Consider the following 25,276-nt stretch of genomic DNA (forward strand, 5'->3'; position numbering starts at 1 on the left):
CCGGCGCGCCGTAAGAGGATCGGGTCGAGATCGCGGCGCGAGCGGTCGCGTAGCAGGTGAGCGGGTGTAGATGCTCGTGCTATGCAACCTGTGTCAGTACCGGCGGCATGCGGACAACCGTATGTCAGGTGGTTGGCAGGCGGGTCGCGGAGTGGTTGCCTGACAAGGTTCGAAGCAAATCGGCTCGGCGATCAGAGGATTGCGATGGCGGTTGGTCTCGGTTTGAGCATCGGCATGGTGAACACGGTTTCCGCTCTGGTGGAGGAGGGTTCGGCCAAGGCTCCGCCGGGGCGCCGCTCCGCCGCAGAGCGTTCGCCCGCCATTACCCGCCGCACCACCCTCACCTTCGACAGCACCGGAATGGCCAGGGTCGGCATGATTCCGCGGCATGGTCGCGCCATCACCGAATTCGCCGATCTGAGCCAACGCAAGATCAAGCAGGCCCGGATCGGGCACCGGGCGCTGACCGCGGCCGATCTGATCGCCGTCGTCGCGGAATGCCTGATCACCGAGGCGCGTCGTGATCGCCGGGCGGTCGATGCCGGGGTCGCCTTGACGCATCCGGCGGGTTACAACGAGGGGCAGGTGGGGGAGTTGCGCGCCGCGCTGGATGCGATCGGCCTGCGTCAGGTCGCACTGGTCGCCGAACCCGTCGCGGCGGCGACCTGGCTCGAGGTCGAACGTGGGCCGCTGATGCCGGGCCTAGCCCTGGTCTACGACCTAGGTGGCGCCAGCCTCGACATCACCCTGGTTCGGGTCGGCGCGGGATGTCCGCGCAATCCGATTGTCGGCGTGCCGATCCGTTCATCGGAGTTCGGCGGGCGTGCCTTCGGCGCGCTGGTCGCCGCGCGGGCCGGGAACGGGACCGTTCCGGCCTCCATCTCCGGTGCGGTGACCGGAACCACCGCCGACGAATTGCGCACCATCCACGTCCGGTCGTCGCTGAAGTTGGTCTACCGCTGTCTGCGGATGGCCGATGTGACCATGGCCGATGTGGATTGCGTGCTGGTCGTCGGCGGCGCGGCGCGGCCGGTCGAGGTATCCCAGGTGCTGGCCGGTGAACTGGCGCGCCCGGTGATCATGGCCCCGGATCCGGAGCGCACGATCGCCGATGGCGCTGCCATCATGGCGCGCCACGCGGCCGCCGTGGCCGAGGATGCGGCCGGGCATCACCATCGGCGCAGACAGCAACGTGCGCATCGCAGAGCGTCGACGCGCGCCCTTTTACTTTCCCGGCGCACCCGGCGCAGGCTGACCCGGGTGGCGATCGCGACGGGGATGTCGGCCGCGCTCGTGCTCGCGCTGCCCGCCGATACCGTGGTCGCGGGGTTGTCGCAGCTCGGGCTGCGGTAACGGCGAATCCGGCGGCGCACCGCACCGTCGCCGGGAATGCCGATCATGTGCGGGTTGACGTTACTCCTCGTAGGTGTAACTATGGGATACAGTAAATATCCCACGAGGAGAGGCGATGACGACGATGTCTACTGCCGTGACGCCCGCAGTCGATCCCGACCTGGCGAAGGCGCAGGAGTACGCCGCGAAGCTGCTGCTGCTCTCCGAGGGTTCGGTGAACAAGCACTTCGACCCCTTCGAGGACATCGACTGGGACAACCCGGACTACGCCGCCGACGCCGGTGAAGAGCGCTGGATCCTTCCGGTCTCCGGCGATGCGCTCGGTCGCCATCCCTGGTATCAGGCGCTGCCCGAGGACCGCAAGATCGCCATCGGCAAGTACCGCCAGGCCAATGTCGCCAAGGTCGGTCTGCAGTTCGAATCCATCCTGATCAGCGGCATGGTGACGCACAGCTTCGGCCTGCCGAACGGCTCACCCGAATTCCGCTACTGCTCCCACGAGATGATCGAGGAGCACAACCACACCCTGATGTTCCAGGAGATGGTCAACCGGATCGGGATCGACGTCCCCGGTATGGGCCCGCTGGTGCGCAAGTTCAAGTACATCGGCGCGCCGGTGGCCGCGCTGTTCCCGAATCTGTTCTTCATGGCGGTGCTCGCGGGTGAGGAGCCCATCGACCACATCCAGAAGACGATCCTGCGTTCGGGCGAGGAAGTGCACCCGATCATGCGCGGCGTCATGGCCATCCACGTCGCCGAGGAGGCGCGGCACATCTCCTTCGCGCACGAATTCCTGAAGCAGCATGTGCCGGATGCGAATCCGGTCAACAAGCTGGTGCTCTCGATCGTCATGCCGATCGTCATGTTCATCCTCGGTCGCTCGATCTACACCCCGCCCCGGTCGTTCTTCAAGGAGTTCGACATCCCGACCCAGGTGCGCAAGGAACTGTTCTACGGCTCGAAGCAGGCCAAGCAGGAGTTCAGCGATTTCTTCGGTGATGTGCGGACGCTGGCCAAGGACATCGGTCTGATGAACCCGATCGCCAAGGGTGTCTGGAAGGTGCTGAAGATCGACGGCCACACCACCCGCTACCGTTCGGAGCCGTTGCGCGCGGCCAAGGCCGGCTGACGTGCCCTACGTCGTCACGCAATCCTGTTGCAGCGACGCGTCCTGCGTGTACGCCTGCCCGGTCAACTGCATCCATCCGACGCCCGACGAACCGGACTTTCTGACGGCGGAGATGCTGTATGTGGACCCGCAGGCGTGCGTGGACTGCGGCGCCTGCGCCAGTGCCTGCCCGGTGGACGCCATTACGTCATCGAAGAAGCTGACCGATGAGCAGAAGCCCTTCATCGAGATCAATGCCGACTTCTACCGGCAGGCGCGCCCGCGCCCGCTGCTCGCGAAGCCGGTGCCCGCGGCCGAGATTCGCATCGAACGCCAGCCGCTGCGGGTGGCGATCGTCGGATCGGGTCCCTCGGCCATGTACGCGGCCGATGAACTGCTGACCCAGCCCGACGTCACTGTGACGGTCTTCGACCGACTGCCGGTACCCCACGGACTGGCCAGGTACGGCGTCGCGCCCGACCATACCGCGACCAGGCAGGTCAACAACCTCTTCGACATCATCTCGGCGCAGCCGGGTTTCGGGTCGTACCTGAATGTCGAAGTGGGCAAGCATATTTCGCATGCCGAACTGCTCGCGCATTTCCATGCGGTGATCTACGCGGTCGGCGCGTCCTCGGATCGCAAGCTCGGCATTCCGGGAGAGGGGTTGGCGGGCAACGTATCCGCCACCGACTTCGTCGCCTGGTACAACGGGCATCCCGCTCATGCGGGGCGCACCTTCGATCTGTCGCAGCGACGGGCCGTCATCGTCGGCAATGGCAATGTGGCGCTCGATGTGGCGCGCATTCTGGCCAGTGATCCGGAGTCTTTGGCGGGCACCGATATTGCGCCCCATGCCCTGCAGGCATTGCGGGAGAGCAAGATCGAGGAAGTGGTTATTCTGGGCCGCCGTGGTCCGGCCGAATCCGCCTTCACCGTGCCGGAATTCGTCGGTCTGCTCGGTGCCGATGTCGACATCGCCATTGCGGGTGAGCTACCCGAGGTCACCGAGTCGATGCCCTACCAGGTCGAGCAGAAACTGCGGCTGCTGTGCACCGTAGCGACTGCTTGCAGGTCGCTCGAAAGGGTCAGCGTCGCGCAGCGGCCGTTCGGGGCGCGCAAGCGGATCGTCTTCCGGTATCTGGCCGCGCCGACCGAGATTCTGGGCACCGATGAGGTGACCGGTATCGAGGTGAGCCGCAACGAACTCGTCACCGATCCGGATGGGCGCGTTCGCGCCGTGGCGACGGGGGAGACCGAGCGGCTGGACGCCGGGCTGGTGCTCACCTCCGTGGGTTATCGCGGTATCGCGTTGCCCGGCTTGCCATTCGATGAGCAGGCTGCGGTGATTCCGAACCTGAACGGGCGTGTATTGGAACAGTCCGGCGGTGCGGTGCTGCCCGGCGCCTACGTCACCGGGTGGATCAAGCGTGGCCCGACCGGCTTCATCGGCACCAACAAATCCTGTGCGCAGGAGACGGTTCGGCAGCTGGCCGATGATTTCAACGCCGGACGATTGCGCGAACCGGCCAGCGGCGCGACGGACTTCGAGCACCTGGTGCGTCGTCGGCAGCCCGCCGTAGTCGCGAGCGGAGCCGTGGTGCGAACCGGTCTCGTGCGCCGTCTGCTCACTCGCGCCTGAGTCGGTCGCGGCGCAGGTGCGCCGCTGTCGTATTGGTGATGCGTAACGAATTTCGACCGCCGCCGACATGATGAATGCAAGGTACGGTCCGAGGACGCGGTCGGCACCTCGGCGATCGGCGACGCGATGAGGGCGTATGCCGCGCCGGGGTGCCGGTTGGCGGCTTGGTTGGGCGTAGGCGGCCGAAGTCCGTCGATCGTCTTGGGCGAGGGCTCCGCTTACTTTGCGGTGAAGCCGCCGTCGATCGCGAGTGCAGCGCCGGTGATGAAGCTGGCCTCATTGCTCAACAGGTATGTGCAGAAAGACGCGATCTCCTCCGGCTTGCTGATTCGGCCGAGCGGATGCAAGGCCGCGATGGCGGCCTCACCCTCCGGTGTCGCACCCATCGAGTTGCGGAACGCCGGGGTGTCGACCGCGCCGGAGACCAGGGCGTTGACCCGTACACCCTGTTCGGCGGCCTCCAGCGCGACCGCACGGGTCAGGCCGACGACGCCGTGCTTGGCCGCCACATACGGCGCGACCGAACCCATGCCGACCACGCCGAGGTTGGAGGCGTTGTTGAGGATCGCGCCACCGCCGGAGGCGATGATGGCCGGAACCTGGTGGCGCAGTCCGTAGAACACGCTGGTCAGGTTGAGCTCCAGATCGGCGCGCCAGCCCGCCTCGTCGATCTGTGATACCGGGCCGAAGGCATTCACCGCGCCCGCGTTGTTGAATGCCGCGTCCAGCCGCCCGTATTCGGTGAGCGCAGCCTGTGTCAGCCTGGCCACGTCCGCCTCGACGGTGACATCGGTCGGCACGAAGATCGCCAGGCCGCCAGCCGCGCGGATATCGGCCGCGACCTGTTCGCCCGCCTCCTTGCCACGAGCGCCGAGCACCTCTGCCGCGCCCTCGGCCGCCGCCCGCCGCGCCGCCGCCTTGCCGACACCCGAGCTCGCTCCGGTGATCAGCACGACCTGCTCCGCGAAACGTGTAGCCATCGCTCTCTTTTCCCTTCTCGTCCTTGCGATTTCATGCCCGATGAGGTGGGCGGGATCTCGGTTCGGCCGAGCGCTTCCTCATCGCTGAACCAAGTCAAGCCGTCGGGGAGTGGTGGTGCTGGCGGGAATCAGTCGTTGCATTTGACGCGTCATGTTCTTCGGGATGGGACGTCCGTACTATGAAATCCGTAGCACTGGCAACGATTTGGTTACCGACCAGTCGGTGTGTGTTGTCGCTTCTGTGCGGTTCCGTCGCGGGCCGTTGTTTCGGGCCGATCGCGGTCGATATTCGAGTTACTGCGGAGTAGCGGAATCCGGCTTGCCGCAGTGGAATCGGGCCTCCGGTTGTGAAACGCCGGGCGTCCAGGGGTCTGAATTAAACTTCTCCGAGCGATCTAGCTGGGAGTTTGAATCGGTGTCAACGGAAGCGAAACGTTTCATATCAATTCGGCATCCCAATCGATCCGATAGCAGCTAACCTGTGGGGGCTGTTTGGGAAGCGACCGCGGCCACATGGATCTCCTATGTGATGGACGTGGTCTCGGTGCGTTGACGGGATAGCAAATGACTACAGGTCTGGGTTTCAGCATCGGTTCAGTGAACTCGGTGTCCGCTTTGGTGACCGGTGAGCGACCCTGGTCGTCGGTACGGACTCGCCGCACGGCGGTGACATTCGACAGTGCGGGCGGCATCCGGATCGGTGGGATTCCCCAATTCAGCATGGCGGTAACGGATTTCGCCGATCTGGGGCGGGATCCGGAGTCGGTGATCGTGGGTGGTCGGCTCTGGTCGCCCGCGAATCTGGTGGCCGCGGTGGTGAACGGCCTGCTCGAATCGTCTCCGCCGACCGCGGGAGCGGTAGCGACCTATCCCGCAAGCTATTCCGACAAGCAGCTGTCCCTGCTGCGACAGGCGCTGAATCTGGCCGGGGCCGCGGATGTGCTGCTGGTGCCCGAACCGGTCGCGGCCGCGGAGTGGCTCGAGCAGGAGCGCGGACCGCTGGAGCCGGGCTTCCTGCTGGTCTACGACCTCGGCGGGGCCAGTCTCGATGTATCGATGGTGCGGGTCGGTCCGGACTGGGACGACCACCCGATCGTCGGAAAGTCCGTGCGCTCCTACGATTTCGGCGGCCGTCCGCTCGGTTCGATGATTGCGCGATACGCGCGGGTCGCGGCGCCCGGCGACAACGGGTCGATGCTGCAGATGACCTCGATCGTCGATATCGGGGGGCTGCGCGTCCAGCACATCCGGGATTCCTTCGATGTGGTGCGCGAGTGCGTGGAATCGACCGGCCGCAACCTCTCCGATATCGGGTGCATCCTGCTGGTCGGTGGCGCCACCCGGCCCGTCGAGGTCGCGCGCACCATCGCCGAACTCGGCCGCCCCGTCGTGATGTCGACCGATCCGGGGCAGACCGTCGCCGTCGGCGCGGCCGGTTACGCCGCCCGCAGCTTCGCCCCGGTCTCGACCGGCGGTCGGCATCGGGCCCCGAAGGTCGCGGTATTCTCCAGTGCCGCAGTGGCATCCGCGGTGGCGGTATCGGCGGTGACGGTATTCGGCGGACCGACCGTCACCGAGCTACCGAACATACTGGAAGCCTTCCCCGCCGGTGGCGGCCCGATGGAAAATCTGCTGTTCGAGCCCGATATCGACGCGCTCGTCGATGCCGGCTCGGCGATATCGCGAGTCGTCGGCTGGGCGAGCACACCCGGGGGTTTCGGCTACTCCCGTCAACCGGAGTACGGGGTCGCCCATGTGCCGACGGTCGGGCCCTCGATCGGCGAGGCACATGGAGACACCCACCGTGTCCCGCGAAGTGGGCCAACACAATCCGGCGGCGGCACCTACGCCAACCCGGCCCAGTTCCTCAACCCACTGCCCTTCATCCAGAGCCCCAAGCCGGTGCCCGCGGCTCCGATGACCCCGGCCATCCCGAGCGTCAACCTGCCGGGTTCCGTTCCGGCCCCGGCTAATCCGGCACCCCCCGCTTCGACTCCCGCCGCAGGAACGGGCACCCCGACCATCCCCGGTACCGGCACCGCGCCCACCGGCGGAGTCCCGACCTCCGGTGGAACATCCACAGGTGCCCCCTCGGGTGAAACCTCCAGTGGGACTGTGCCATCGGGTGGCGCCACCCCCGATGGAACCTCGTCCGGCGGTACCGCGACAGGCGATACGTCCGGCGGTACGACGACGGGTACATCGGGCGGCACCACTTCGGGCGATACGAGTGGTTCGACGTCGGGTGGATCCACCGGTGGCAGTACGACATCTGGTGGTACATCAGGAGGTGGTGGTACGTCGGGCGGCACCACGACCGGTGGTGGGTCCGATGGTTCGACGAGCGGTGGCCAGTCGGGCGGTTCGACCGGTGGTGATGCGTCCGGTGGTTCGACGGGCGGTGGCCAGTCGGGCGGTTCGACCGGTGGTGATGCGTCCGGTGGTTCGACGGGCGGTGGCCAGTCGGGCGGTTCGACCGGTGGTGATGCGTCCGGTGGTTCGACGAGCGGTGGCCATTCGGGCGGCACGACCAGCGGTGGTACGTCTGCTGGCTCGCCGAGCGGCGGTACCTCCGGCGGTTCGACCGGCGGCATGTCGTCGGGCACCTCCTCCGGCGGAACCAGCCACGGCGCGTCGACATCCGGCGGCAGTACCAGCTCCGGCGGCCGCTCCTCCGGCGGCATCTCTTCGGGCGCTTCCGGCTCCGGCGGGTCGGGCGGATCGGGCGGCTCCAGCAGTGGCGGAGCCCGTAGATAACCACCGCGTCCGTGACCACAACCGACCGAAGGTCGTACAGCAGGCGGCCGCGCCACTTCGCATGCCACACAGCCACATCGCATGAACCATCTTCGGGCGACCGGACAAGGCGGGCAGCTCAGATTGTCGAGCTTCGATTCGGTCGTGTCCCGTATCGGTGCGCGGTGGGGTGTCCGGTACTTCGATATCCAGTGGCAGTGCCAGCTCTGGCGGTGGCGGAGCCCGTAGATAATTGCCGCCGTCCGTGACCACAACCGGCCGAAGGCCGCGCAGCAGGCGGCCGCGTCACTTCGCCTCCACACAGCCGCATCGGATCGCACCACTACTCTTTGGCACCGGAGTGCGCGGGCAGTCCGATGATAGGGATCGAGGTCGCGCCGACATATGTTCCGTACGCGTAATCGGCCGCATGCGATGTGGCGTGCGGTAGCGCGTCGCGCGATCCCGGAGGGCGCAGCAGGTTTCGGGCCAAGCGTGCACCCACACCTGTTCCATCGTGGGGCGAGCAGCAGCGCGCTGTGCAATTCCTGACCGCACAGCTGGTGTCGGGCGGGGGCTGCCACTGCATGCTCCGGTATACCTCAGACCGTGCTCGGCGCGGGTGCTGCACAGCTGGTTTCGAGCTACCCGATCGTGGGCCGCCGCTGGGTGCCGGTGGCCGGTCTGGCCTGGCTTCTGGAATCGCCTGCGCATCCTTTTGCCGGATCGCCGCGTGCGATGTGGCGGGTGGTGGTGCTGGGCGAGCGCTGGCCGTTGCCGCGGTGCCGGTAGCTGGGTTCGGTTGATCGCGTCCGGCGTCGTTTGCGCGCAGCGAGTGTCCCCGGGGTGGTGGGTGCGCTGCGCGCAGAGTTGGCGATCATCGTGTGGCTTCGTAGCGAACTGTCTGGCGGTCGGCGTATGTAGCTCTGCGACGGTGCGTGGGCGGAGTCGTTGCCAAGATGTGCACATTCGGACCGGTCGAATTTGAATGACGCCGAGTGCCATAGCGATGCACAATGGGTTGGTGGTAGATGGGGGACCTCAGCTTATTGCGCTGGATGTCGACGGAACGCTGCTGCAGCCGGGATCACCGGTCAGTGAACGCGTGGTCGATGCCGTGCGTGCGGCGGTGGACGCGGGTGCGTATGTGGTCGTGACGACTGGGCGGACGTTGATGACGACGCGTCCGGTGCTGGAGGAGCTCGGCCTGGTCGAGGGACATGCGTTGTGCTCCAACGGCGCAGTGCACATCGACGTGGCGAAGGGGGAGCCGCTCGCGGTGCAGGCGTTCGATCCGGGGCCCGCGGTGGCCGCGTTGCGGGCACTGTTTCCGGAGATGATCTTCGCGGTGGAGAAGGTCGGCGTCGGCACCTGGGCGACCGGGATCAGCCCGGGCGAATTCTCCATCGGTGAATACGTTCTCGTCGATGACGGTGCACTGAGCAGTGAGCCGACTCCGCGGCTGAACGGGTGGTGGCCGGAGGGCTCATTGGAGGAGATGCTGCGGCTGCTCGCTCAGCTGCGCGTGCCCGGCGCGAGCTGGGTGCACGGCGAATTCGGCCCGTGGCTCACCGTTTCGCGCCGTGGCGTCTCCAAGGGTTGGGCACTGGAGCGTCTGCGCGCCGCACTCTGCATTCCCCGCGCCGCCACCCTCGCCATCGGCGACGGCTACAACGACCGCGAAATGCTGCACTGGGCAGGCCATTCCGTAGCGATGGCGAACGCACCGAACGAAGTCCGCGACTGGGCGGACGAAGTCGCCGACGACGTAGCCGACGACGGCGTCGCCAAAATCCTGGAACGCTGGTTCGGCCCCTAACCCAACCTGGTCAGAGACTCACCATGCGCTGGTGCAGGCAAACACCGAACTGCACCAGCGCATTCTCGACGGATTGTGGTGTCGGCACCTGCCGGGGAGCTACGCGGATCCTGTCTTTGTGAGGATCTCGAGGTAGTGGGGGTTTTGCATGATGCCGAGGATGTTTCCGAAGGGATCCACTACGGATGCGGTGATGAAATCGCCGTCGCCGTGGGGGGTGATCGGGTCGTACTCTTTGGCCCCCAGTGCCAGGAGGCGGTCGAAACTTGCTTGCAGGTCGTCGACGTGCCAGTGCAGGATGGCGCCGCCGGGGGCGTTGTGTGCGCCGGATGGTGCGAACTTGCGGTTGATGATGCCGAGTTCGTGCTGATAGTCGCCGATGCGGAACTCGTAGTACCCGCCGGGGACGGTGTAGTAGGGCTCGAAGCCGAGTACCTCGGTGTACCAGCTCTTCGCGGCCTCGAGGTCGTCGGCATAGAACGAAACGGTGGCCATTCCTCGCAACATCTTGGTCTCCTGTCGGGGTGTTCCTTGCTTGTGTGATCCATCATTCCGCTCAAAGTGCTCACCGAATGAGCACTTTTTTCGGCAGAATTGTGATCATGCGAGCGGACCGATTGGTGGCGACCCTGCTGTTGATGCAGACGCGTGGACGAGTGACGGCCGCCGAGATCGCCGCCGAACTCGAGGTATCGGTCGCCACCGCGCGCCGCGACCTGGAGGCGCTCTCCGCGGCGGGTGTCCCGGTCTATCCGCAACCGGGCCGCGGTGGTGGCTGGTCGCTGGTCGGTGGCGCGCGCACCGATCTCAGCGGCCTGACCGAACCGGAGGCTCGCGCGCTGTTCCTGCTGGCCGGGCCGTCGGCGAGCGCGGTGCCGGAACTGAAGTCGGCGCTGCGAAAGTTGGTGCGCGCCTTGCCGCAAACGTTCCGCACCGATGCCGAGGCCGCGGCCGACGCGGTGGTGATCGATCCAGCGCGCTGGGGTGAACACGACCAGGCGCGGCCGAAGCTCGTCGAACTCCTGCAGCGCGCGGTCGTCGAACGCCGCAAGGTGCGGATGGAATACGAGCGGGCGGGTGAGCGAAGCGAGCGCGTTGTCGATCCGTGGGGCCTGGTCGACAAGGACGCTGTCTGGTATCTCGTCGCGGGCACCGACCGCGGCCGGCGCACCTTCCGCGTCGATCGCATCGTGGACGCCGTGATCACCGATGAAATCGCCCACCGCCCAGCGGATTTCGACCTGTCCATGGCTTGGGAGGAGGTGGTCGGCGAGGTCGAACAACGTCGCGCCGCCACGTCCGCCACCGCACTCATCGCGCCGCGACTTCTTCCGATCCTGCGCAAACAGCAGGGCCGTCATTGTGAGGTGGACGGTCCGGTCGCCGACGGACGCGTACAGGTCCGCGTCACCGCCCCGACACCCCGCATGATCGCGCAGCAATTGGCGGGCTGGGGAGCCGAAATCGAGGTGCTCGCACCGCAATCGGTGCAGGCGGAGCTGGCGGTGCTCGGTGCTGAACTCGTCAACCGATACGGCGAGTGATTTCGCCTGCGCGCTCGCACCACAATCGGTGCAGCCGAGTTGGCCGTGCTCGGTGCCTACACCCGTCGACAGATACGGCGAGTCGATCGTGGAACGCGCGCACCATCTCACTGGCCAGCACCGCGTGTCCGCTCATCGTGAAATGAATCAGGTCGGCGCTCATCAGGTCCGGCCGCAGTCGCAGCGGATGGTCCCAGAGCTCCACCAGGATCGCGTCGTAGCGGATGGCCATTTCGCGCACGATGTCGTTGAGTGCCGACATCCGTTCCCGCATCGGGCGCATCGGCGCCATCCGTTCCGCCTCCCACACATCGGCGAGGGTGAAGGTGCTGACCTGGGCTCCGCTGCGGGCCAGCGTGCCGAACAGCGCGTCGAGGTTGGCGCGCAGCTCGTCTAGACCGCCGCCCGCGACGAACAGATCGTTGCCGCCGCAGCTGAGATGCACCAGATCGGGCTCGAATTCGAGCACGCGCGGCAGCTGGTCGGCGAGTACCTGCGCGGACGTCGCGCCGATCCGACCGGTATTCAGATATGCCAGAGCCGGATTCGCCGTCGTCAAGCTCGTGGCGACGCGATCGGCCCACCCGGCGGTGTCGTAGCCGGGACTCGGGTCGCCGACGCCCTGGGCGATCGAATCCCCGAGTACCGCATAGCGCTGCCAGGGCGCGTCGGCGAGCAGATCGCGTGCCGCGGTGGGCGACAGCAGCATCGGGTCATTGGCTTCGGTACGGATATCGTTGTGCATCAAGGTAACTCCTAGCTCTGAGCGGGAACGGCGACGGCGGGAACCGGGATGCGTGCCGGAATCGCCATCACCAGTGCGGCCACCGCGCCGATGCCCGCGCAGACGGCGAACAGCGTGTGGAAGGCGGTCAGCGCATCGTCGGTGTTGGCGGCGAATACCGCGGCCAGCACCGCGACGCCCAGCGCGCCGCCGACCTGCCTGGCCGTCAGATTCATCCCGATACCAGCGGCGAAGCGTTGCGGCGGAAGGGAACTCGCGGCGGCGGTGCCGAGTACCGTCACCACGATCCCGACGCCACCGCCGCCGAGCAGTCCCGCCGGAATCCACGCCGACCACAGCGCCGGTGTCGGCCCGAAGGTGCTCATCCAGAGCGTGGTGCCGGTGTACATCAACGCGCCGAGGACGCCGATCCAGCGCCGGGCGGTCGGCGCGGTGACGCGACCGGCGATCGTCGCGGTCACCATCGAGGACACCGCGCCGACGGTCAGCGCGGCCGCCGAACCGAGCACCGAATAGTGCCAGATCGCATCGAGGAACAGCGGACCGGCGAGCAGCCAGGCGAACATGGTCGCGCCGAAGACGAACGAGGCGGCATTGGCCAGCGCGTACGGACTGCTCTGCCACAGCTCGACCGCGATGGCCGGATTGTGGTGGCGTGCGGAGCGAATCAGCGCGGCCAGGACCAGCAGCGCGCCGACGCCGAGTGCGGCCAGAGTGCCGGGCGCAGTCCAACCCCAGCGCTGCCCCTCGGTGACACCGGCGACCAGACCGCCGAGGCCGAGCGCGATGGCGACGGTGCCGAGCGGGTCGGGCAGCGCACTGCCCGGCTGCCGGGTATCGGGCACCGGAATGCGCAGTCCGGGCACGATGAGCGCTAGCGCCACCGGAATATTGATCACGAACACCGCCCGCCAGCCGAACGACTCGACCAGCGCGCCGCCGATCGCCGGACCCACTACGGCGGCGAAACCGCCTGCGGCAGACCAGGCTCCGATGGCCGCGCCGATCTTCTCGCGCGGGGTGACGCTGAGTACCAAGCCGAGCGCGGACGGCACCATGAGCGCCGCCGTCCCGCCTTGCAGCAAGCGACCCGCGATGAGCCAGCCCGCGGTGGGTGCGAGCCCGCACAGCAGCGAGGTCAGCGCGAACCCGGCCAGCGCGATCAGGAACAGCCTGCGCCGTCCGAGGGTGTCGGCGAACCGGCCCGCCGGGGTGAGCAATGCCGCGAAGGCGATCGCGTATCCGCTGACCACCCAGGTCAGCGTGGTGGTCGCGGTATCGGGAAAGTCGCGGGCGATCGACGGGAAGGCGATATTGACGACGGAGAGATCGAGGAACGCGATAAATGCCGCGCCGCAAGCGATTACGAGCGTGCGGACGGCGGTTTTCGCGGCCTGCGGCGGGGCGATCCGCGCGGACACTTCGGTCATGGGGAGATCCTTCGACGGAGGCGGAAACTAAACGTACGATCGTTCGTGTAATAAACGTACGACCGTACGTTCGTATTTGCAACCCCGGAGTGGAACAATGGGAACCATGGCCGAGTCGACAACCACCGCGGAACACCCCGATCAGCGCCTCGCCAAAGGCGCCAGGTCCAGAGCGTCGATCGCCAGACACGCCGCCGACGTGGCCTCCGTAGAGGGCCTGACCGGGGTGAGCATCGGCCGACTCGCCACCGACCTCGGCATCAGTAAAAGCGGCATAGCCACCCTGTTCGGCACCAAGGAAGCCCTTCAGGTCGCCGCCGTGCGGGTCGCCCGCGAGGCCTTCGTCGAACGAGTGATCGCCCCGAGCCTCGCCGAGCCACGCGGCCTACCGCGCCTGCGCGCCCTCATAGACCGCTGGTTCGACCACATCACCGACCCCACCTTCCCCGGCGGCTGCTTCCGGGTGGCCACCATCGCCGAATTCGACAGCAAACCCGGCCCCGTCCGCGACGCCATCGCCGAAGACCGCCGAGACTGGCTGGCCTTCCTCGCCAAACAAATCCGCCAAGCCCAGGAAGAAGGCCACCTCCGCACCCGCACCCCCGAAGCCACCGCCTTCGAACTGGATGCCGTAATCAGCGCCGCCAACACCGCCCACCAAATGGGCGACACCACCGGCGTCAGCACCGCCCGCACCATCGTCGAAAGCCTGCTCGACTGAAGCCGCGGAAAATGGCGTGCCGGTGGTCGCCGAGGTCAGGCCGAGAGGCTCAGGGTGCTGGTGAGCGCGATGTCGTAGCGATCCAAGACCATGTCGGTCAGGGCCGGATGGGGGCCGATGACCTGTGCGTGCACCACGGCGGGCGCGGCGGCCACGAGACGATCCGTCAGCAGGCCGGGCGCGAGGAACCAGGGTGCGACCAATGTGTGTTCGGCACCTCGCGCGCGCAACCGTGAAATAGCTTGGGTGACAGTAGGTTCGGTGGTGGCGAAGCAAATCTCGGTGCGCCAGCCGGTCAACGCGGCCAGTCGTCGCGCCACCTCGGCTGTGCGCGCGTTCGCCGCACTCGACGACGAACCAACGGCGGCCACCGCGATTCCGGTGCGGCCGCTGCGATCCAACCGGCCGACCTCGGGGCTCGCCTGCAGCACTCGATCCCGCAGCGCCGAGATCAGCCGAGGATCCGGGCCGAGGACATCGGCTTGCGTGAGATGCAGTCGCGGATGGCGAGTATGTGCCGCGGCCAGCAGTCCGGGTAGATCCACCCGAGCGTGGAAAGCGCTGCCCAGCAATAGCGGTACCACCACCGCGTGCGTATGCCCCTGCGCCGCAACGGCATCCACGACCTGCTCGACCGAAGGCGTGTTCAGATCGAGGAACGCCAGCCGAACATCGAGATCCGGTCGGGCAGTGGCGATACCGGCGACGACCGCCGACATGGTGGCCGCCGACCGCGGATCACGACTGCCGTGTGCCACCGCGATCAGGGCGGGCCGGTGGTCGCGACCCGGCCCGGCCTGGAGCAGTTCGAGCTGCGCCCACATCGACCGACCGCCCGGCAGCCGAGCAACCGAGCCGATACCGCCGGACGGACTCACCTCAGGCCCCGACCTCGACCGCTGTCAGCACATCGCCGACCAGCCCCGCGGCCAGCGTATTTCCGCCCGCCGGATCGATGAGCAGGAAGCTGCCGGTGTACCGGTTGACGCGGTAGTCGTCGGCCGCGATGGGTTCGGCGACACGCACGGAGATCCGGCCGATATCGTTGAGCTCCAACGACTCCGGGTTCGGCGCCGCAGTCAGATTCTGCTCGTCGAAACGCTCGACGAGTGCGCCGACGATGGCCTGCGTGGTACGGGCGCCGTGCTTGAGCAGCAGCCGGGCGCCGGGGCGCAGTGGCTTATCACCCAGCCAGCAGACGGTCGCGTCGAACGAGTCGATCGGTTCCGGGGCGTCGGCGGGGGAGGCGATGATATCGCCGCGCGAGATGTCCACGTCATCGGTGAGGATCAGCGTGACGCTGCGGCCGACCTGCGCGACGGCGAGCTCACCATCGGGCGTATCGACCCGCTCGACGGTGGAGCGAATTCCCGAGGGCAGCACCACGATTTCGTCACCGGGCGATACCGAGCCCGCCGCGATCTGGCCCGCGTAACCGCGGTAGTCCGGGTATTCGGCCGTGCGCGGCCGGATCACGTACTGCACCGGAAAGCGCAGCCCCAGGCCGTGCGTGCCCGAGCTGTCGGCATCGACGGGCACCGATTCCAGGTGCTCGATCAGCGAAGGTCCGTTGTAGTACGGGGTGTTCTGCGAGCGTGACGCGATGTTGTCACCGTGCAGCGCGGAGACCGGAATCTCCAGCACATCCTCGTCCGACCAGCCGAGAGTGCTGGTGAGCCTGTTGAATTCGGCCGAGATCGCGGCGAACACGGTCGCCGGATCGTCGACCAGGTCGATCTTGTTCACCGCGAGCACCAGCTTCGGAACGCCGAGCAGTGCGAGCACCGCGGCATGCCGACGGGTCTGTTCGATGACACCCTTGCGAGCGTCGACGAGCAGGATCACCAACTGCGCGGTGGACGCGCCGGAGACGGTATTGCGGGTGTACTGCACGTGCCCGGGAGTGTCCGCGAGCACGAAAGACCGCTTGGGCGTTGCGAAGTAGCGGTAGGCGACATCGATCGTGATGCCCTGCTCGCGTTCCGCGCGCAGCCCGTCCACGAGCAGCGAAAGATCCGGCGTGGCAAGACCTTTGTCGACCGACGCGCGAGTGACGGCGTCGATCTGGTCGGCCAGTACGGATTTCGTGTCGTAGAGCAGCCGTCCGACCAGGGTGGACTTACCGTCGTCGACAGAACCGGCGGTGGCCAGCCTCAGTAGGTCGGACATATCAGAAATATCCCTCTCGTTTACGGTCTTCCATCGCGGCTTCCGACACTCGGTCGTCGCCGCGAGTAGCACCGCGTTCGGTCAAACGGGACGCGGCCACCTCGGCGAGGATCGCCTCGTTATCGGCCGCGTCGGAAAGAATCGCGCCGGTGGAGGAACCGTCGCCGACGGTGCGGTAGCGCACCGAGCGGGTTTCCAGCACCTCACCCTGGCCCGGGCCGCCCCATACGCCCGGCGTCATCCACATGCCGTCGCGCTGATACACCGGACGTTGGTGCGAGTAGTAGATGCTCGCCAGGTCGACATCCTCGCGGGCGATGTAGCGCCAGATATCTAGCTCGGTCCAGTTGCTCAGCGGAAACACCCGGACGTGCTCGCCGGGAGCGTGCTTGCCGTTGTACAGGTTCCACAGTTCGGGCCGCTGCCGCTTCGGATCCCACTGCCCGAAGGCGTTGCGCAGCGAGAAGATCCGCTCCTTGGCGCGCGAACGCTCCTCGTCGCGGCGGCCGCCGCCGAAGACCGCGTCGAAGCGGTGCTCGGTGATGGCGTCCAGCAGTGGCACGGTCTGCAGCGGATTGCGGATACCGTCCGGGCGTTCGGTGAGGCGACCGTCGGCCAGGTAGTCCTCGACCTTCGCGACATGCAGTCGCAGGCCGTACTTGTCGACCACCTTGTCGCGGAATGCCAGCACCTCGGGCAGGTTGTGCCCGGTGTCGACGTGCAGCAGCGCGAAGGGCAGCGGCGCGGGCCAGAAGGCCTTGAGCGCCAAGTGCAGCAGCACCGTGGAGTCCTTGCCGCCGGAGAACAGGATCACCGGCCGCTCGAATTCGCCCGCCACCTCACGGAAGATGTGGATCGACTCCGATTCGAGCGCCGCGAGGGTGTCGAAATCGCTGATGCCAAGGGAACGTTCGGCTGTGTTCGAGGATTCGTTCACAAGCTCACTCACGGTGGTTTCGGTCATGACTGATGCAACCCGCATTCGGTCTTGGCGAGGCCGGCCCAACGGCCGCTTCGCGGATCGGATCCCGGCTCCGGCTTCCGGGTGCACGGAGCGCAGCCGATGGACGGATATCCCTCCTCCACCAAGGGATTGACGAGGATGCCGTGCTGTTCGATGTAGGCCTGCATCTCGTCATCGGACCAGGCGGCGATCGGGTTGATCTTCACCAGTCCGAACGCCTCGTCGAACGAGATGAGCGGTGCGTTGGCCCGGGTCGGCGCTTCCACCCGGCGGATGCCGGTGACCCAGGCGTTGTAGCCGGCGAGCGACTTCTGCAGCGGCACAACTTTGCGCAACCGGCAGCACTCACCGGGATCGCGCGTGAACAGATCCTTGCCGAGCAGTTGATCCTGTTCGGCGACAGTGTTTTCCGGCCGCACATTGATCACGTTCACGCCGTACACGGCCTCCGCCGCGTCCCGGGTGCCGATGGTCTCGGCGAAGTGGTATCCGGTATCGAGGAACAGCACGTCCACACCCGAATGCACCTGTGCCGCAAGATGAACCAGCACGCCGTCCTGCATATTGGAGGCGACGATATAGCCGGTGCCGAAGTTGTCCTCGGTCCAACGCAGGAGTTCCAGCGCCGAGGCGCCGTCGAGCTCGGCGGCACCACGCTCGGTGATCGCTCGCAGTTCGGCCTCGGAGAGTTTGGCGGGCAATGCCGTCGTTACCTGATCCGTTGTCACGCTTGATCTCCCATTCACCGTAGGTCGGCCTCGTCGGCACGAACGGTCCATTGGGCGAACCGCTCGCCGTCCTCGCGGTGCTTGATGAAGTTGCGCACCACCCGCTCGATGTAGTCACCGAGCTCGTCAGTGGTCACCTTGTGCTGGCGCAGTTTGCGACCGAAGGCGCTGTCGAAGCCGAGGCTGCCACCCAGGTGAACCTGGAAACCCTCGACGTGATTCCCGGAGCCGTCGTCGACCAGCTGCCCCTTGAACCCGATATCGGCGATCTGCGCACGCGCGCACGAGTTCGGGCAGCCGTTGATATTGATCGTCACCGGAACATCCAGCTGCGCATTGAGATCCGCGAGCCGCTCCTCGAGCTCGGGCACCAACGCTTGGGACCGCTTGCGGGTCTCGGCGAAGGAGAGCTTGCAGAACTCGATGCCGGAGCAGGCCATCAGATTCCGCCGCCACAGCGACGGACGGGCCTGCAGGCCAAGGGGTTCCAGCTCATTGATCAGCTGATCGACCTTGTCGTCGGCGACATCGAGGATGATCAACTTCTGGTAGGGGGTGAACCGGATCCGATCGGAGCCGACCTTCTCGGCCGCCTCGGCGACCTTGGTCAGCACCGTGCCCGATACCCGGCCAGCGATGGGGGAGAAGCCGACCGCGTTGAGTCCGTTGCGCAGCTTCTGCACGCCGACGTGATCGATCGGCTTCGTCGGCTGCTCCGGCGCGGGGCCGTCGATCAGCTTGCGCTTCAGGTATTCGTCCTCGAGCACCTGACGGAACTTCTCGATGCCCCAGTCCTTGATCAGGAACTTCAGCCGCGCCTTGGTGCGCAGGCGGCGGTAGCCGTAATCGCGGAACACCGAGACCACGGCCTCCCACACATCGGGGACCTCGTCCAGTGGCACCCACACGCCGACGCGCTGGGCCAGCATCGGATTCGTCGACAGACCGCCGCCGACCCACAGGTCCAGACCGGGACCGTGCTCCGGATGATTCACCCCGACGAACGCGACATCGTTGATCTCGTGCACCACATCCTGCTGGCCCGAGATCGCGGTCTTGAACTTGCGCGGCAGGTTGGAGTACTCCTTCTTGCCGATGTAGCGGCGCACGATCTCATCGATCGCCGGTGTCGGGTCGATGATCTCGGTGAGCGATTCGCCGGCCAGCGGCGAGCCGAGGACCACGCGCGGGCAGTCGCCGCACGCCTCGGTGGTCTTGAGACCCACCGATTCGATCCGCTTCCAGATCTCGGGGACGTTCTCCACCTCGATCCAGTGGTACTGGACGTTCTCGCGGTCGGAGAGGTCGGCGGTATCGCGGGCGAACTCGGTGGAGATCTGGCCGAGCGTGCGCAGCTGCGCGACATCGAGCGCGCCGGCGTCGCAGCGGATCCGCATCATGAAGTATTTGGCCTCGAGAATGTCGATGTTCTCGTCGCCGGTCCAGCTGCCGTCGTAGCCCTGTTCGCGCTGGGTGTAGAGACCCCACCAGCGGAACCGGCCGCGCAGATCGCCCTTGTCGATGCTGTCGAAGCCCTGCTTGGAGTAGATGTTCTCGATGCGGGCCCGGACGTTGAGCGGGTTGTCGTCCTTCTTGGACTGCTCGTTCGGGTTCAGCGGTTCGCGGTAGCCGAGCGCCCACTGGCCCTCGGCCTTGCGGCGCACCGGCTTACCGGTGCGGGCACGCGGGCCGGCGGACGACGCCTCGGGGCGGGGACGGTCCGGGCGGACGCGTCGCTCGGAGGCCGGGCGGTCGGGGCGCACATGGTGGCCTGGCCGAGATTCGGGGCCGGACTGATCGGTCGGACCGGCGTCGGTACTCGACGTCATGGGGTCGCTCCTGCGGGGTGGGGTGGTACATCCGTGCTGGAGGCGCGAGGGGCTGACTCGCACCTGCGGTGTCAGCGGCCGATGTCCTCGAAATCGGGATGTCGCCGGGGCGAACCCGGGAATGCGCGCCGCTGAGCTACCGGTGGGAACCGGGCAGACAGCAGGCGCTACAGACGCGCTTGTAGTCGACGTGGCGACGTGCCACCAGTCGTACTCCAGATCCGCGCATGGGGCCTATTGTGCCACGTCAGGGTGGCCGTTCCGACCGTGCGGTCATATTTCCCGCGAAATTGAGGGAAATTCCCTGGACCGATGGTGGCAACTGTGACTGCAGTCATAGTTAGCGGGCTGAATGCGGCCGATGATTCGTCGTGATCGACCCGAGTGAAATGAATCACGGCTCGTTGATTCACCGCGCAGGTGCTGCCGGGCGCGATGGGCACCGGCAAAGCGACCTACCAGGTCGAGCACGTGCTGTTCATCCGTCCCGATGTCGCCGCGGTCAAGGTCGTCCAGCGCTACTTCGACGGTGACGGCCAGCTCTCCGGCGAAGGCTCGCCGATGTACGTCATGGCCAAGCAAGACGGTCGCTGGCTGCTGACCGCCAATCAGAACACCGCCGTCGCCGACTGACGCGGGACCGGGCCGGGAGCGGCGCGCGGAGGAGCTGCGGGCAAACTGGTGGGGTGAATTCCGCCGCTGCCCAGATCGAAGCCGAGACGCCTGCCGTCGTGCTGCGCGATTTCGGCGGCGGGCCGTTCGGGATCTACATCCACGTGCCGTTCTGTGCGACACGCTGCGGGTATTGCGATTTCAACACCTATACCGCCGGCGAGCTCGGCACCTCGGCGTCGCCGCAGTCATGGCTCGAAGCGCTGCGCGGTGAGCTGGCGACGGCGGCCGAACAGTTCGCGACCCTGCCCTCGGCGACGCCCGCCGTGGCGACGATCTTCGTCGGCGGTGGCACCCCGTCCCTGCTCGGCGGTGACGGCCTGGCCGCCGTGCTCGATGCCGTGCGCGCGAACTTCACCCTCGCCGCCGATGCCGAGGTGAGCACCGAATCCAATCCAGAGTCCACCGCGCCGGAGTTCTTCGAGCGGATCCGCGCGGCCGGTTTCACCCGGGTCTCGCTCGGCATGCAGTCGGCGGCCCAGCACGTGCTGAAAGTGCTGGATCGCACCCATACACCGGGGCGCGCCGTCGCGGCCGCGAAGGAGGCCCGCGCGGCCGGATTCGAGCACGTGAACCTGGACCTGATCTACGGCACCCCGGGGGAGCGCGACAGCGATCTCGACGCGAGCCTGGACGCGGTGCTGAGTGCGGGCGTCGATCACGTCTCCGCCTACTCGCTCATCGTCGAGGACGGCACCGCACTGGCCCGCCGCGTCCGCCGCGGCGAACTGCCCGCGCCCGAGGACGACGTGCTCGCCGCCCGCTACGAGCGCATCGACGCCGGACTGACCGCCGCCGGACTCACCTGGTACGAGGTATCCAATTGGGCCGCAGGCGATTCCGCCCGCTGTCGCCACAACCTCGGTTACTGGGACGGCGGTGACTGGCTCGGCGCGGGGCCGGGCGCGCACAGCCACCTCGGCGGCGTTCGCTGGTGGAACGTGAAACACCCTGCGCGCTATGCCGATACGGTCGCCCACGGCGGACTGCCCGCCGCTGGCTGGGAAACCCTCACCGCCGACGAACAGCACACCGAACGAGTGATGCTCACCATCCGTCTGCGCACCGGCCTCCGGCTGGACGAACTCGACGCATCCGAGACCGCGACCGCCGACCGAATCATCGCCGACGGTCTGGCAATTCGATCAGGCGACCGTTTGATACTCACCGACCGTGGTCGGTTGCTCGCCGACGGCGTCGTCCGAGACCTGCTCACCTGATCCAGCTTCCGCTCGTTCGAGGCTTTGGACGCGTCGTTCGAGGCATTGGACACGCGCGCCCTAGGTTTGCTCGGATCGGCGGCGCGCCGAAGTGCCGGTGGCAGCGGATCGCGGCACCCCGGTCTACCTCCGCGCGCCTGCGGCACATACGCGGTTCGGCACCACCGGTGCAGAACTGGGCCGGACGCTGGGGCCGGCCTTCTGCTTCGGTTCGGTGCTGCTGGCGGCCTTCATCGCTTTGATCCTGTTCGGGATCCTGACGAACACGATCGACTGACGGCCGATCACCGTCTAGCCTCTCGAACAGGGGTTGGACGGACGGGTCTACCGCGTACGGACCGTTGCACTATCACGGATCGGTAAAGACGCGTAGGCTTCGGATAACCCCAAGGAGTCCTATGCCATCGGCACGACACATCACCCTTATCTCTGAACAGAGCGAGTTCGCTGAGGCGCGGGCCGCTGAAAAAGCCGAAACCGCGCGGCAGAGTGCGATAGCCGCCCGGACGGTCGCCAGTCACGCCCAGAACGCCGACGACTGTGTTTCCCTACTCGCCATGCTCGGCTTGGACGCGCTGGCGGGCAAGATGGCAAGAAGTAGCCAGCCCCAGCTGTAGTCGCGGGCCCGCTGCGTCCTCCATGGTCGCGCGCCGCCACTCACGGGGTGCCGTGCCGTACGCCGCGCGGAAGCGGCGGACGAAATGCGTGGGATCCCGAAAACCGCAGCGGCGCGCGATCATCGAGATCGCCCGATGTCCGCTCTCCGCGCGGACGAGTTCGCAGCCGATCCGATCCAGCCGCTGGCCGATGTTCCACCGCTCGAGGCCGTAGTCGGTATTCGCTGTCCTGCTGATAGCGGCCGTTGCCTGCCCGGCGATCGCCAGCATCGGTGCGGGCGCGGTCCGCACCTGTTCCGGGGCACGGATCAGGTGGATGTCCGGCATATGCGCCTGGGACGGACCCGTCGTATACCTCCGGTGGTCCGGCCGTGCCTGGTCAGCCGACGATCGTGCAGGTTCGGGCTGTTTGTGGGTGCGTGAAGTCCTAGGCTTCGAACGACGCACGTTGACTCCCTGCGGCCCGAGGAGGTTCCCGTGTTCCAACCGCTTGCCCGCCCGGTTGTCTCCATAGACCGCGGATGGATCACCACGTCCGATCGTGCCGCTCGCCGCGGCGGGGGCGATTCGCTGGACTTCATCGAGGAGGAACAGCCGTGACCATCACCCGTAGCCTGCGCGCGACACTCGCGGCGCTGATCCTCGCATTCACACCCGTCCTGGTGGCCGCACCCGCGACCGCCGCCCCGCTCCCGACGATCGTGCTGGTGCACGGCGCCTTCGCCGACGCCACGAGCTGGAACGGCGTCGCCGCAGTGCTGCGCGAACACGGCTATCAGGTGGTGACACCGGATAATCCGCTGCGCGGCCCCGCTAACGACGCGGCCGCCGTGCAGCGGACCCTGGACACCATCTCCGGACCCGTCGTGCTGGTCGGACATTCCTACGGCGGAGCCGTGATCAGCAACGTGCACGACCCGAAGGTCGAATCCCTGGTCTACATCGCGGCTTTCGCGCCGGTGCAGGGCGAGCCCGCACAGCTGCTGCTGGATCCCGTCCGCTTCCCAGGTAGCCAGCTGCTGCCGCCGGTCCTGCAGATCCGCCTCGTCGACGACCCGGACGGCCTCGCGGGCAAGAACGTCGACGGCTATGTCGCACCGGAGTACTTCAACGACGTTTTCGCCCAGGACGTCGGCCCCGACACCGCCGCCGATATGATCGCCCACCAGCGCTCCATCGCGGTGATCGCCAACCTCGAACTCTCGGGCCCGCCGTCCTGGTCATCGACACCCAGTTGGTTCCTCGTATCGGACGCCGATCGCATCATTCCCCCTGCGTCCCAACGCTTCATGGCCAACCGCATGGGCGCACAAACCAGCGAAATCGACTCCTCGCACGCGTCGCTGGTCTCCCACCCCACCGAGGTCGCCGCTGTAGTCGAATCCGCCGCGAGCCGCTGACCGTTCCGGGATTCCCAGTGGTCATAGAACCCTTTGGCCGCCATCACAACACCTCGCGGCAAGGGCTGGTGCCCCGTGCGGGCAGCGTTATTCCCCTGAGAATCGGCATCAAACCCCCCACTGCGTCTGACCGGCCGCGACGCGGCAGCCGTGACAACCCCCGCTGCCCTGGCCGATCTTGTCAACCGGTGATCGGCACGGGGCGCAGAGTCATCGGCTGCGGGTCAGCGATCTGCGGTAATAGGTTGCGCGACAGGCTGGTTGGATGCGGCTCCGTCGAGGTGAGCTGTCATGCGGCACCGCACGTGACCTGTTCGGCGGCCCTCCCAGGTGTGCGAACGGGCGATTGTCGCGCAGGCAATTAGACTGGATAACCAGACGTACCAGTAACCTGCATCGAATTCGGGCGATGCGGACGGTGCGCACGTGACCATTACGACGTGCCCGAGGACGAGCGAGGAGGTGGGGCCCATGTCGAGCACCGAGGATCGGCGCTTCGAGGTCCTGCGTGCGATCGTCGCGGACTACGTCGCGACCAAGGAGCCGATCGGGTCCAAGACCCTGGTGGAGCGGCACAACCTCGGGGTGTCCAGTGCCACGGTCCGCAACGATATGGCGGTGCTGGAGGCCGAGGGCTACATCACTCAGCCGCACACCAGCTCCGGGCGCATTCCCACGGACAAGGGCTATCGGCAGTTCGTCGACCGGATCTCGGAGGTGAAGCCGCTCTCGCCCGCCGAGCGCCGGGCGATCATGGAGTTCCTGGAGTCCGGTGTCGATCTCGACGATGTGTTGCGCCGCGGCGTGCGCCTGCTGGCCCAGCTGACCCGTCAGGTCGCGGTCGTCCAGTACCCCACGGTCTCGGCCTCCACCGTGCGCCATATCGAGGTGGTCGCGCTGAATCCGGCGCGGCTGCTGCTGGTGGTGATCACCGATACCGGCCGCGTCGATCAACGCCTGGTCGAACTCGGTGCGCTCGTCGATGATCAGGACCTCGCCGCGCTGCGCGGGATGCTCGGGGGCGCGATGGACGGCAAGCGGCTGTCGGACGCCTCCGCGGCCGTCGCCGAACTGCCCGAGCGAGCCCCGGTGCGACTCAAGGATGTGCTCGTGCGGGTCTCGACTGTGCTGGTCGAGACGCTGGTCGAACATCCGGAGGAGCGTCTGGTGCTCGGTGGCACCGCCAATCTGACGCGCAATGCCGCCGACTTCGTATTCCCCGGTTCGCTGCGCGATGTGCTCGAGGCGCTGGAGGAGCAGGTGATCGTTTTGAAGCTGCTCGCGGCCGCGCAGCATCCGGGAACGATCACTGTGCGCATCGGGGAGGAGACCCAGGTCGAGCAGATGCGCGGGACCTCGGTAGTGTCGACCGGCTACGGCGCGGCCGGTGCGGTGCTCGGCGGCATGGGTGTGCTCGGCCCGACTCGCATGGACTACCCGGGGACCATCGCATCGGTCGCTGCCGTTGCCCGCTATATCGGTGAGGTGCTCGCGGAGCGCTGAGGGCGACGGGCCTCTGGCGACGTCGCTGTTACCCTCGATCGTTCGGCGGATAAAGTTGAGTGCATCCGACTAATGCTGTTGCAAACCAAGGACTAG

General features: G+C 66.9%; 25 protein-coding genes. 13 read left to right on the forward strand and 12 right to left on the reverse strand.

Going from position 1 to position 25,276, the window contains the following annotated elements:
- The first annotated feature begins 204 nt into the window (after positions 1-204).
- From OG874_RS01555 to OG874_RS01565, 3 genes are all read left to right on the forward strand, one after another.
- The gene (locus tag OG874_RS01555) at positions 205-1,353 is read left to right on the forward strand and encodes an Hsp70 family protein (RefSeq protein WP_330253326.1); all 1,149 of its coding nucleotides are present in this window, start codon (positions 205-207) and stop codon (positions 1,351-1,353) included.
- A 115-nt stretch (positions 1,354-1,468) separates the two neighbouring features.
- Positions 1,469-2,482, forward strand: coding sequence for an AurF N-oxygenase family protein (locus OG874_RS01560; RefSeq protein WP_330253327.1), 1,014 nt, complete (start codon positions 1,469-1,471; stop codon positions 2,480-2,482).
- A 1-nt stretch (position 2,483) separates the two neighbouring features.
- Positions 2,484-4,103 (forward strand): FAD-dependent oxidoreductase, encoded by a 1,620-nt coding sequence (locus OG874_RS01565; RefSeq protein ID WP_330253328.1) that lies wholly within the window; start codon positions 2,484-2,486, stop codon positions 4,101-4,103.
- Positions 4,104-4,321: 218 nt separating this feature from the next.
- Here the strand turns inward: OG874_RS01565 and OG874_RS01570 are convergent, their stop codons facing one another.
- On the reverse strand, positions 4,322-5,083 hold the full coding sequence (locus tag OG874_RS01570; RefSeq protein ID WP_330253329.1) for an SDR family oxidoreductase: 762 nt from the start codon (positions 5,081-5,083) through the stop codon (positions 4,322-4,324).
- A gap of 564 nt (positions 5,084-5,647) precedes the next feature.
- Here OG874_RS01570 and OG874_RS01575 point away from each other — a divergent pair.
- Positions 5,648-7,840 (forward strand): Hsp70 family protein, encoded by a 2,193-nt coding sequence (locus OG874_RS01575; protein ID WP_330253330.1) that lies wholly within the window; start codon positions 5,648-5,650, stop codon positions 7,838-7,840.
- Positions 7,841-8,162: 322 nt separating this feature from the next.
- Here OG874_RS01575 and OG874_RS01580 read toward each other — a convergent pair whose 3' ends face one another.
- Complete coding sequence (locus OG874_RS01580) at positions 8,163-8,324, reverse strand: hypothetical protein (RefSeq protein WP_330253331.1); 162 nt, start codon at positions 8,322-8,324, stop codon at positions 8,163-8,165.
- Positions 8,325-8,843: 519 nt separating this feature from the next.
- Between OG874_RS01580 and OG874_RS01585 the strand changes: the two genes are divergently transcribed.
- A complete protein-coding gene (locus tag OG874_RS01585; RefSeq protein WP_330253332.1) occupies positions 8,844-9,638 on the forward strand; it encodes an HAD family hydrolase in 795 nt (264 codons plus the stop codon).
- A 99-nt stretch (positions 9,639-9,737) separates the two neighbouring features.
- Here the strand turns inward: OG874_RS01585 and OG874_RS01590 are convergent, their stop codons facing one another.
- Positions 9,738-10,145: a VOC family protein gene (locus OG874_RS01590; protein ID WP_330253333.1), complete on the reverse strand. Its 408-nt coding sequence runs from the start codon at positions 10,143-10,145 to the stop codon at positions 9,738-9,740.
- A 95-nt stretch (positions 10,146-10,240) separates the two neighbouring features.
- Here OG874_RS01590 and OG874_RS01595 point away from each other — a divergent pair, with 95 nt between their 5' ends.
- Positions 10,241-11,182 (forward strand): helix-turn-helix transcriptional regulator, encoded by a 942-nt coding sequence (locus OG874_RS01595; protein WP_330253334.1) that lies wholly within the window; start codon positions 10,241-10,243, stop codon positions 11,180-11,182.
- Here the strand turns inward: OG874_RS01595 and OG874_RS01600 are convergent.
- Together OG874_RS01600 and OG874_RS01605 are read right to left on the reverse strand one after the other, a co-directional pair.
- A complete protein-coding gene (locus OG874_RS01600; protein WP_330253335.1) occupies positions 11,163-11,927 on the reverse strand; it encodes an SGNH/GDSL hydrolase family protein in 765 nt (254 codons plus the stop codon). The genes OG874_RS01595 and OG874_RS01600 overlap by 20 nt on opposite strands.
- An 11-nt stretch (positions 11,928-11,938) precedes the next feature.
- Positions 11,939-13,357 carry an MFS transporter gene (locus tag OG874_RS01605; protein ID WP_330253336.1) on the reverse strand — a complete coding sequence of 473 codons (1,419 nt, stop codon included), beginning with the start codon at positions 13,355-13,357 and terminating at the stop codon, positions 11,939-11,941.
- Positions 13,358-13,463: 106 nt separating this feature from the next.
- Here OG874_RS01605 and OG874_RS01610 point away from each other — a divergent pair, with 106 nt between their 5' ends.
- Positions 13,464-14,078: a TetR/AcrR family transcriptional regulator gene (locus OG874_RS01610; protein WP_330253337.1), complete on the forward strand. Its 615-nt coding sequence runs from the start codon at positions 13,464-13,466 to the stop codon at positions 14,076-14,078.
- Between the two features lie 35 nt (positions 14,079-14,113).
- Here the strand turns inward: OG874_RS01610 and OG874_RS01615 are convergent, their stop codons facing one another.
- The 6 genes from OG874_RS01615 to OG874_RS44590 all read right to left on the reverse strand — a co-directional run bounded on the left by OG874_RS01615 (position 14,114) and on the right by OG874_RS44590 (position 19,997).
- Positions 14,114-14,902 (reverse strand): sirohydrochlorin chelatase, encoded by a 789-nt coding sequence (locus OG874_RS01615; protein ID WP_330257689.1) that lies wholly within the window; start codon positions 14,900-14,902, stop codon positions 14,114-14,116.
- A 55-nt stretch (positions 14,903-14,957) separates the two neighbouring features.
- Positions 14,958-16,247 carry a sulfate adenylyltransferase subunit 1 gene (locus tag OG874_RS01620; RefSeq protein ID WP_330253338.1) on the reverse strand — a complete coding sequence of 430 codons (1,290 nt, stop codon included), beginning with the start codon at positions 16,245-16,247 and terminating at the stop codon, positions 14,958-14,960.
- 1 nt (position 16,248) lies between these two features.
- The gene (gene cysD / locus OG874_RS01625) at positions 16,249-17,211 is read right to left on the reverse strand and encodes a sulfate adenylyltransferase subunit CysD (RefSeq protein WP_330253339.1); all 963 of its coding nucleotides are present in this window, start codon (positions 17,209-17,211) and stop codon (positions 16,249-16,251) included.
- A complete protein-coding gene (locus tag OG874_RS01630) occupies positions 17,208-17,990 on the reverse strand; it encodes a phosphoadenylyl-sulfate reductase (RefSeq protein ID WP_330253340.1) in 783 nt (260 codons plus the stop codon). The genes cysD and OG874_RS01630 overlap by 4 nt, the downstream gene beginning before the upstream one ends.
- Positions 17,954-19,768, reverse strand: coding sequence for a nitrite/sulfite reductase (locus OG874_RS01635; protein WP_330253341.1), 1,815 nt, complete (start codon positions 19,766-19,768; stop codon positions 17,954-17,956). The genes OG874_RS01630 and OG874_RS01635 overlap by 37 nt, the downstream gene beginning before the upstream one ends.
- Before the next feature lie 136 nt (positions 19,769-19,904).
- Positions 19,905-19,997 carry an Ms4527A family Cys-rich leader peptide gene (locus OG874_RS44590; RefSeq protein WP_357302009.1) on the reverse strand — a complete coding sequence of 31 codons (93 nt, stop codon included), beginning with the start codon at positions 19,995-19,997 and terminating at the stop codon, positions 19,905-19,907.
- Positions 19,998-20,188: 191 nt separating this feature from the next.
- Here OG874_RS44590 and OG874_RS01640 point away from each other — a divergent pair, with 191 nt between their 5' ends.
- From OG874_RS01640 to OG874_RS01650, 3 genes are all read left to right on the forward strand, one after another.
- The gene (locus tag OG874_RS01640) at positions 20,189-20,401 is read left to right on the forward strand and encodes an SgcJ/EcaC family oxidoreductase (protein WP_330253342.1); all 213 of its coding nucleotides are present in this window, start codon (positions 20,189-20,191) and stop codon (positions 20,399-20,401) included.
- 53 nt (positions 20,402-20,454) lie between these two features.
- Complete coding sequence (gene hemW / locus OG874_RS01645) at positions 20,455-21,660, forward strand: radical SAM family heme chaperone HemW (protein WP_442943258.1); 1,206 nt, start codon at positions 20,455-20,457, stop codon at positions 21,658-21,660.
- 97 nt (positions 21,661-21,757) lie between these two features.
- Positions 21,758-21,937, forward strand: coding sequence for a hypothetical protein (locus OG874_RS01650; protein ID WP_330253343.1), 180 nt, complete (start codon positions 21,758-21,760; stop codon positions 21,935-21,937).
- A gap of 271 nt (positions 21,938-22,208) precedes the next feature.
- Here the strand turns inward: OG874_RS01650 and OG874_RS01655 are convergent, their stop codons facing one another.
- Positions 22,209-22,604 (reverse strand): helix-turn-helix domain-containing protein, encoded by a 396-nt coding sequence (locus tag OG874_RS01655; protein ID WP_330253344.1) that lies wholly within the window; start codon positions 22,602-22,604, stop codon positions 22,209-22,211.
- Positions 22,605-22,754: 150 nt separating this feature from the next.
- Here OG874_RS01655 and OG874_RS01660 point away from each other — a divergent pair, with 150 nt between their 5' ends.
- The 3 genes from OG874_RS01660 (at position 22,755) to hrcA (ending at position 25,180) form a co-directional block, all read left to right on the forward strand.
- On the forward strand, positions 22,755-22,877 hold the full coding sequence (locus tag OG874_RS01660) for a hypothetical protein (RefSeq protein ID WP_330253345.1): 123 nt from the start codon (positions 22,755-22,757) through the stop codon (positions 22,875-22,877).
- Entirely contained in the window at positions 22,874-23,677 is an 804-nt protein-coding gene (locus OG874_RS01665; protein ID WP_330253346.1) for an alpha/beta fold hydrolase, read from the forward strand. The genes OG874_RS01660 and OG874_RS01665 overlap by 4 nt, the downstream gene beginning before the upstream one ends.
- A gap of 471 nt (positions 23,678-24,148) precedes the next feature.
- Entirely contained in the window at positions 24,149-25,180 is a 1,032-nt protein-coding gene (hrcA, locus tag OG874_RS01670) for a heat-inducible transcriptional repressor HrcA (RefSeq protein WP_063040803.1), read from the forward strand.
- Positions 25,181-25,276 lie beyond the last annotated feature (96 nt).

Source organism: Nocardia sp. NBC_00565 (assembly GCF_036345915.1).
GTDB lineage: Bacteria > Actinomycetota > Actinomycetes > Mycobacteriales > Mycobacteriaceae > Nocardia.

Excerpts from the sequence above, each read along its gene's own strand:
- OG874_RS01555 (WP_330253326.1), top strand. The coding sequence starts at position 205 with ATGGCGGTTGGTCTCGGTTTGAGCATCGGCATGGTGAACACGGTTTCC.
- OG874_RS01560 (WP_330253327.1), top strand. The coding sequence starts at position 1,469 with ATGACGACGATGTCTACTGCCGTGACGCCCGCAGTCGATCCCGACCTG.
- OG874_RS01570 (WP_330253329.1), bottom strand. The coding sequence starts at position 5,083 with ATGGCTACACGTTTCGCGGAGCAGGTCGTGCTGATCACCGGAGCGAGC.
- OG874_RS01575 (WP_330253330.1), top strand. The coding sequence starts at position 5,648 with ATGACTACAGGTCTGGGTTTCAGCATCGGTTCAGTGAACTCGGTGTCC.
- OG874_RS01590 (WP_330253333.1), bottom strand. The coding sequence starts at position 10,145 with ATGTTGCGAGGAATGGCCACCGTTTCGTTCTATGCCGACGACCTCGAG.
- OG874_RS01595 (WP_330253334.1), top strand. The coding sequence starts at position 10,241 with ATGCGAGCGGACCGATTGGTGGCGACCCTGCTGTTGATGCAGACGCGT.
- OG874_RS01600 (WP_330253335.1), bottom strand. The coding sequence starts at position 11,927 with ATGCACAACGATATCCGTACCGAAGCCAATGACCCGATGCTGCTGTCG.
- OG874_RS01605 (WP_330253336.1), bottom strand. The coding sequence starts at position 13,357 with ATGACCGAAGTGTCCGCGCGGATCGCCCCGCCGCAGGCCGCGAAAACC.
- OG874_RS01610 (WP_330253337.1), top strand. The coding sequence starts at position 13,464 with ATGGCCGAGTCGACAACCACCGCGGAACACCCCGATCAGCGCCTCGCC.
- OG874_RS01615 (WP_330257689.1), bottom strand. The coding sequence starts at position 14,902 with ATGTGGGCGCAGCTCGAACTGCTCCAGGCCGGGCCGGGTCGCGACCAC.
- OG874_RS01620 (WP_330253338.1), bottom strand. The coding sequence starts at position 16,247 with ATGTCCGACCTACTGAGGCTGGCCACCGCCGGTTCTGTCGACGACGGT.
- cysD (WP_330253339.1), bottom strand. The coding sequence starts at position 17,211 with ATGACCGAAACCACCGTGAGTGAGCTTGTGAACGAATCCTCGAACACA.
- OG874_RS01630 (WP_330253340.1), bottom strand. The coding sequence starts at position 17,990 with ATGGACCGTTCGTGCCGACGAGGCCGACCTACGGTGAATGGGAGATCA.
- OG874_RS01635 (WP_330253341.1), bottom strand. The coding sequence starts at position 19,768 with ATGACGTCGAGTACCGACGCCGGTCCGACCGATCAGTCCGGCCCCGAA.
- OG874_RS44590 (WP_357302009.1), bottom strand. The coding sequence starts at position 19,997 with ATGCGCGGATCTGGAGTACGACTGGTGGCACGTCGCCACGTCGACTAC.
- OG874_RS01655 (WP_330253344.1), bottom strand. The coding sequence starts at position 22,604 with ATGCCGGACATCCACCTGATCCGTGCCCCGGAACAGGTGCGGACCGCG.
- hrcA (WP_063040803.1), top strand. The coding sequence starts at position 24,149 with ATGTCGAGCACCGAGGATCGGCGCTTCGAGGTCCTGCGTGCGATCGTC.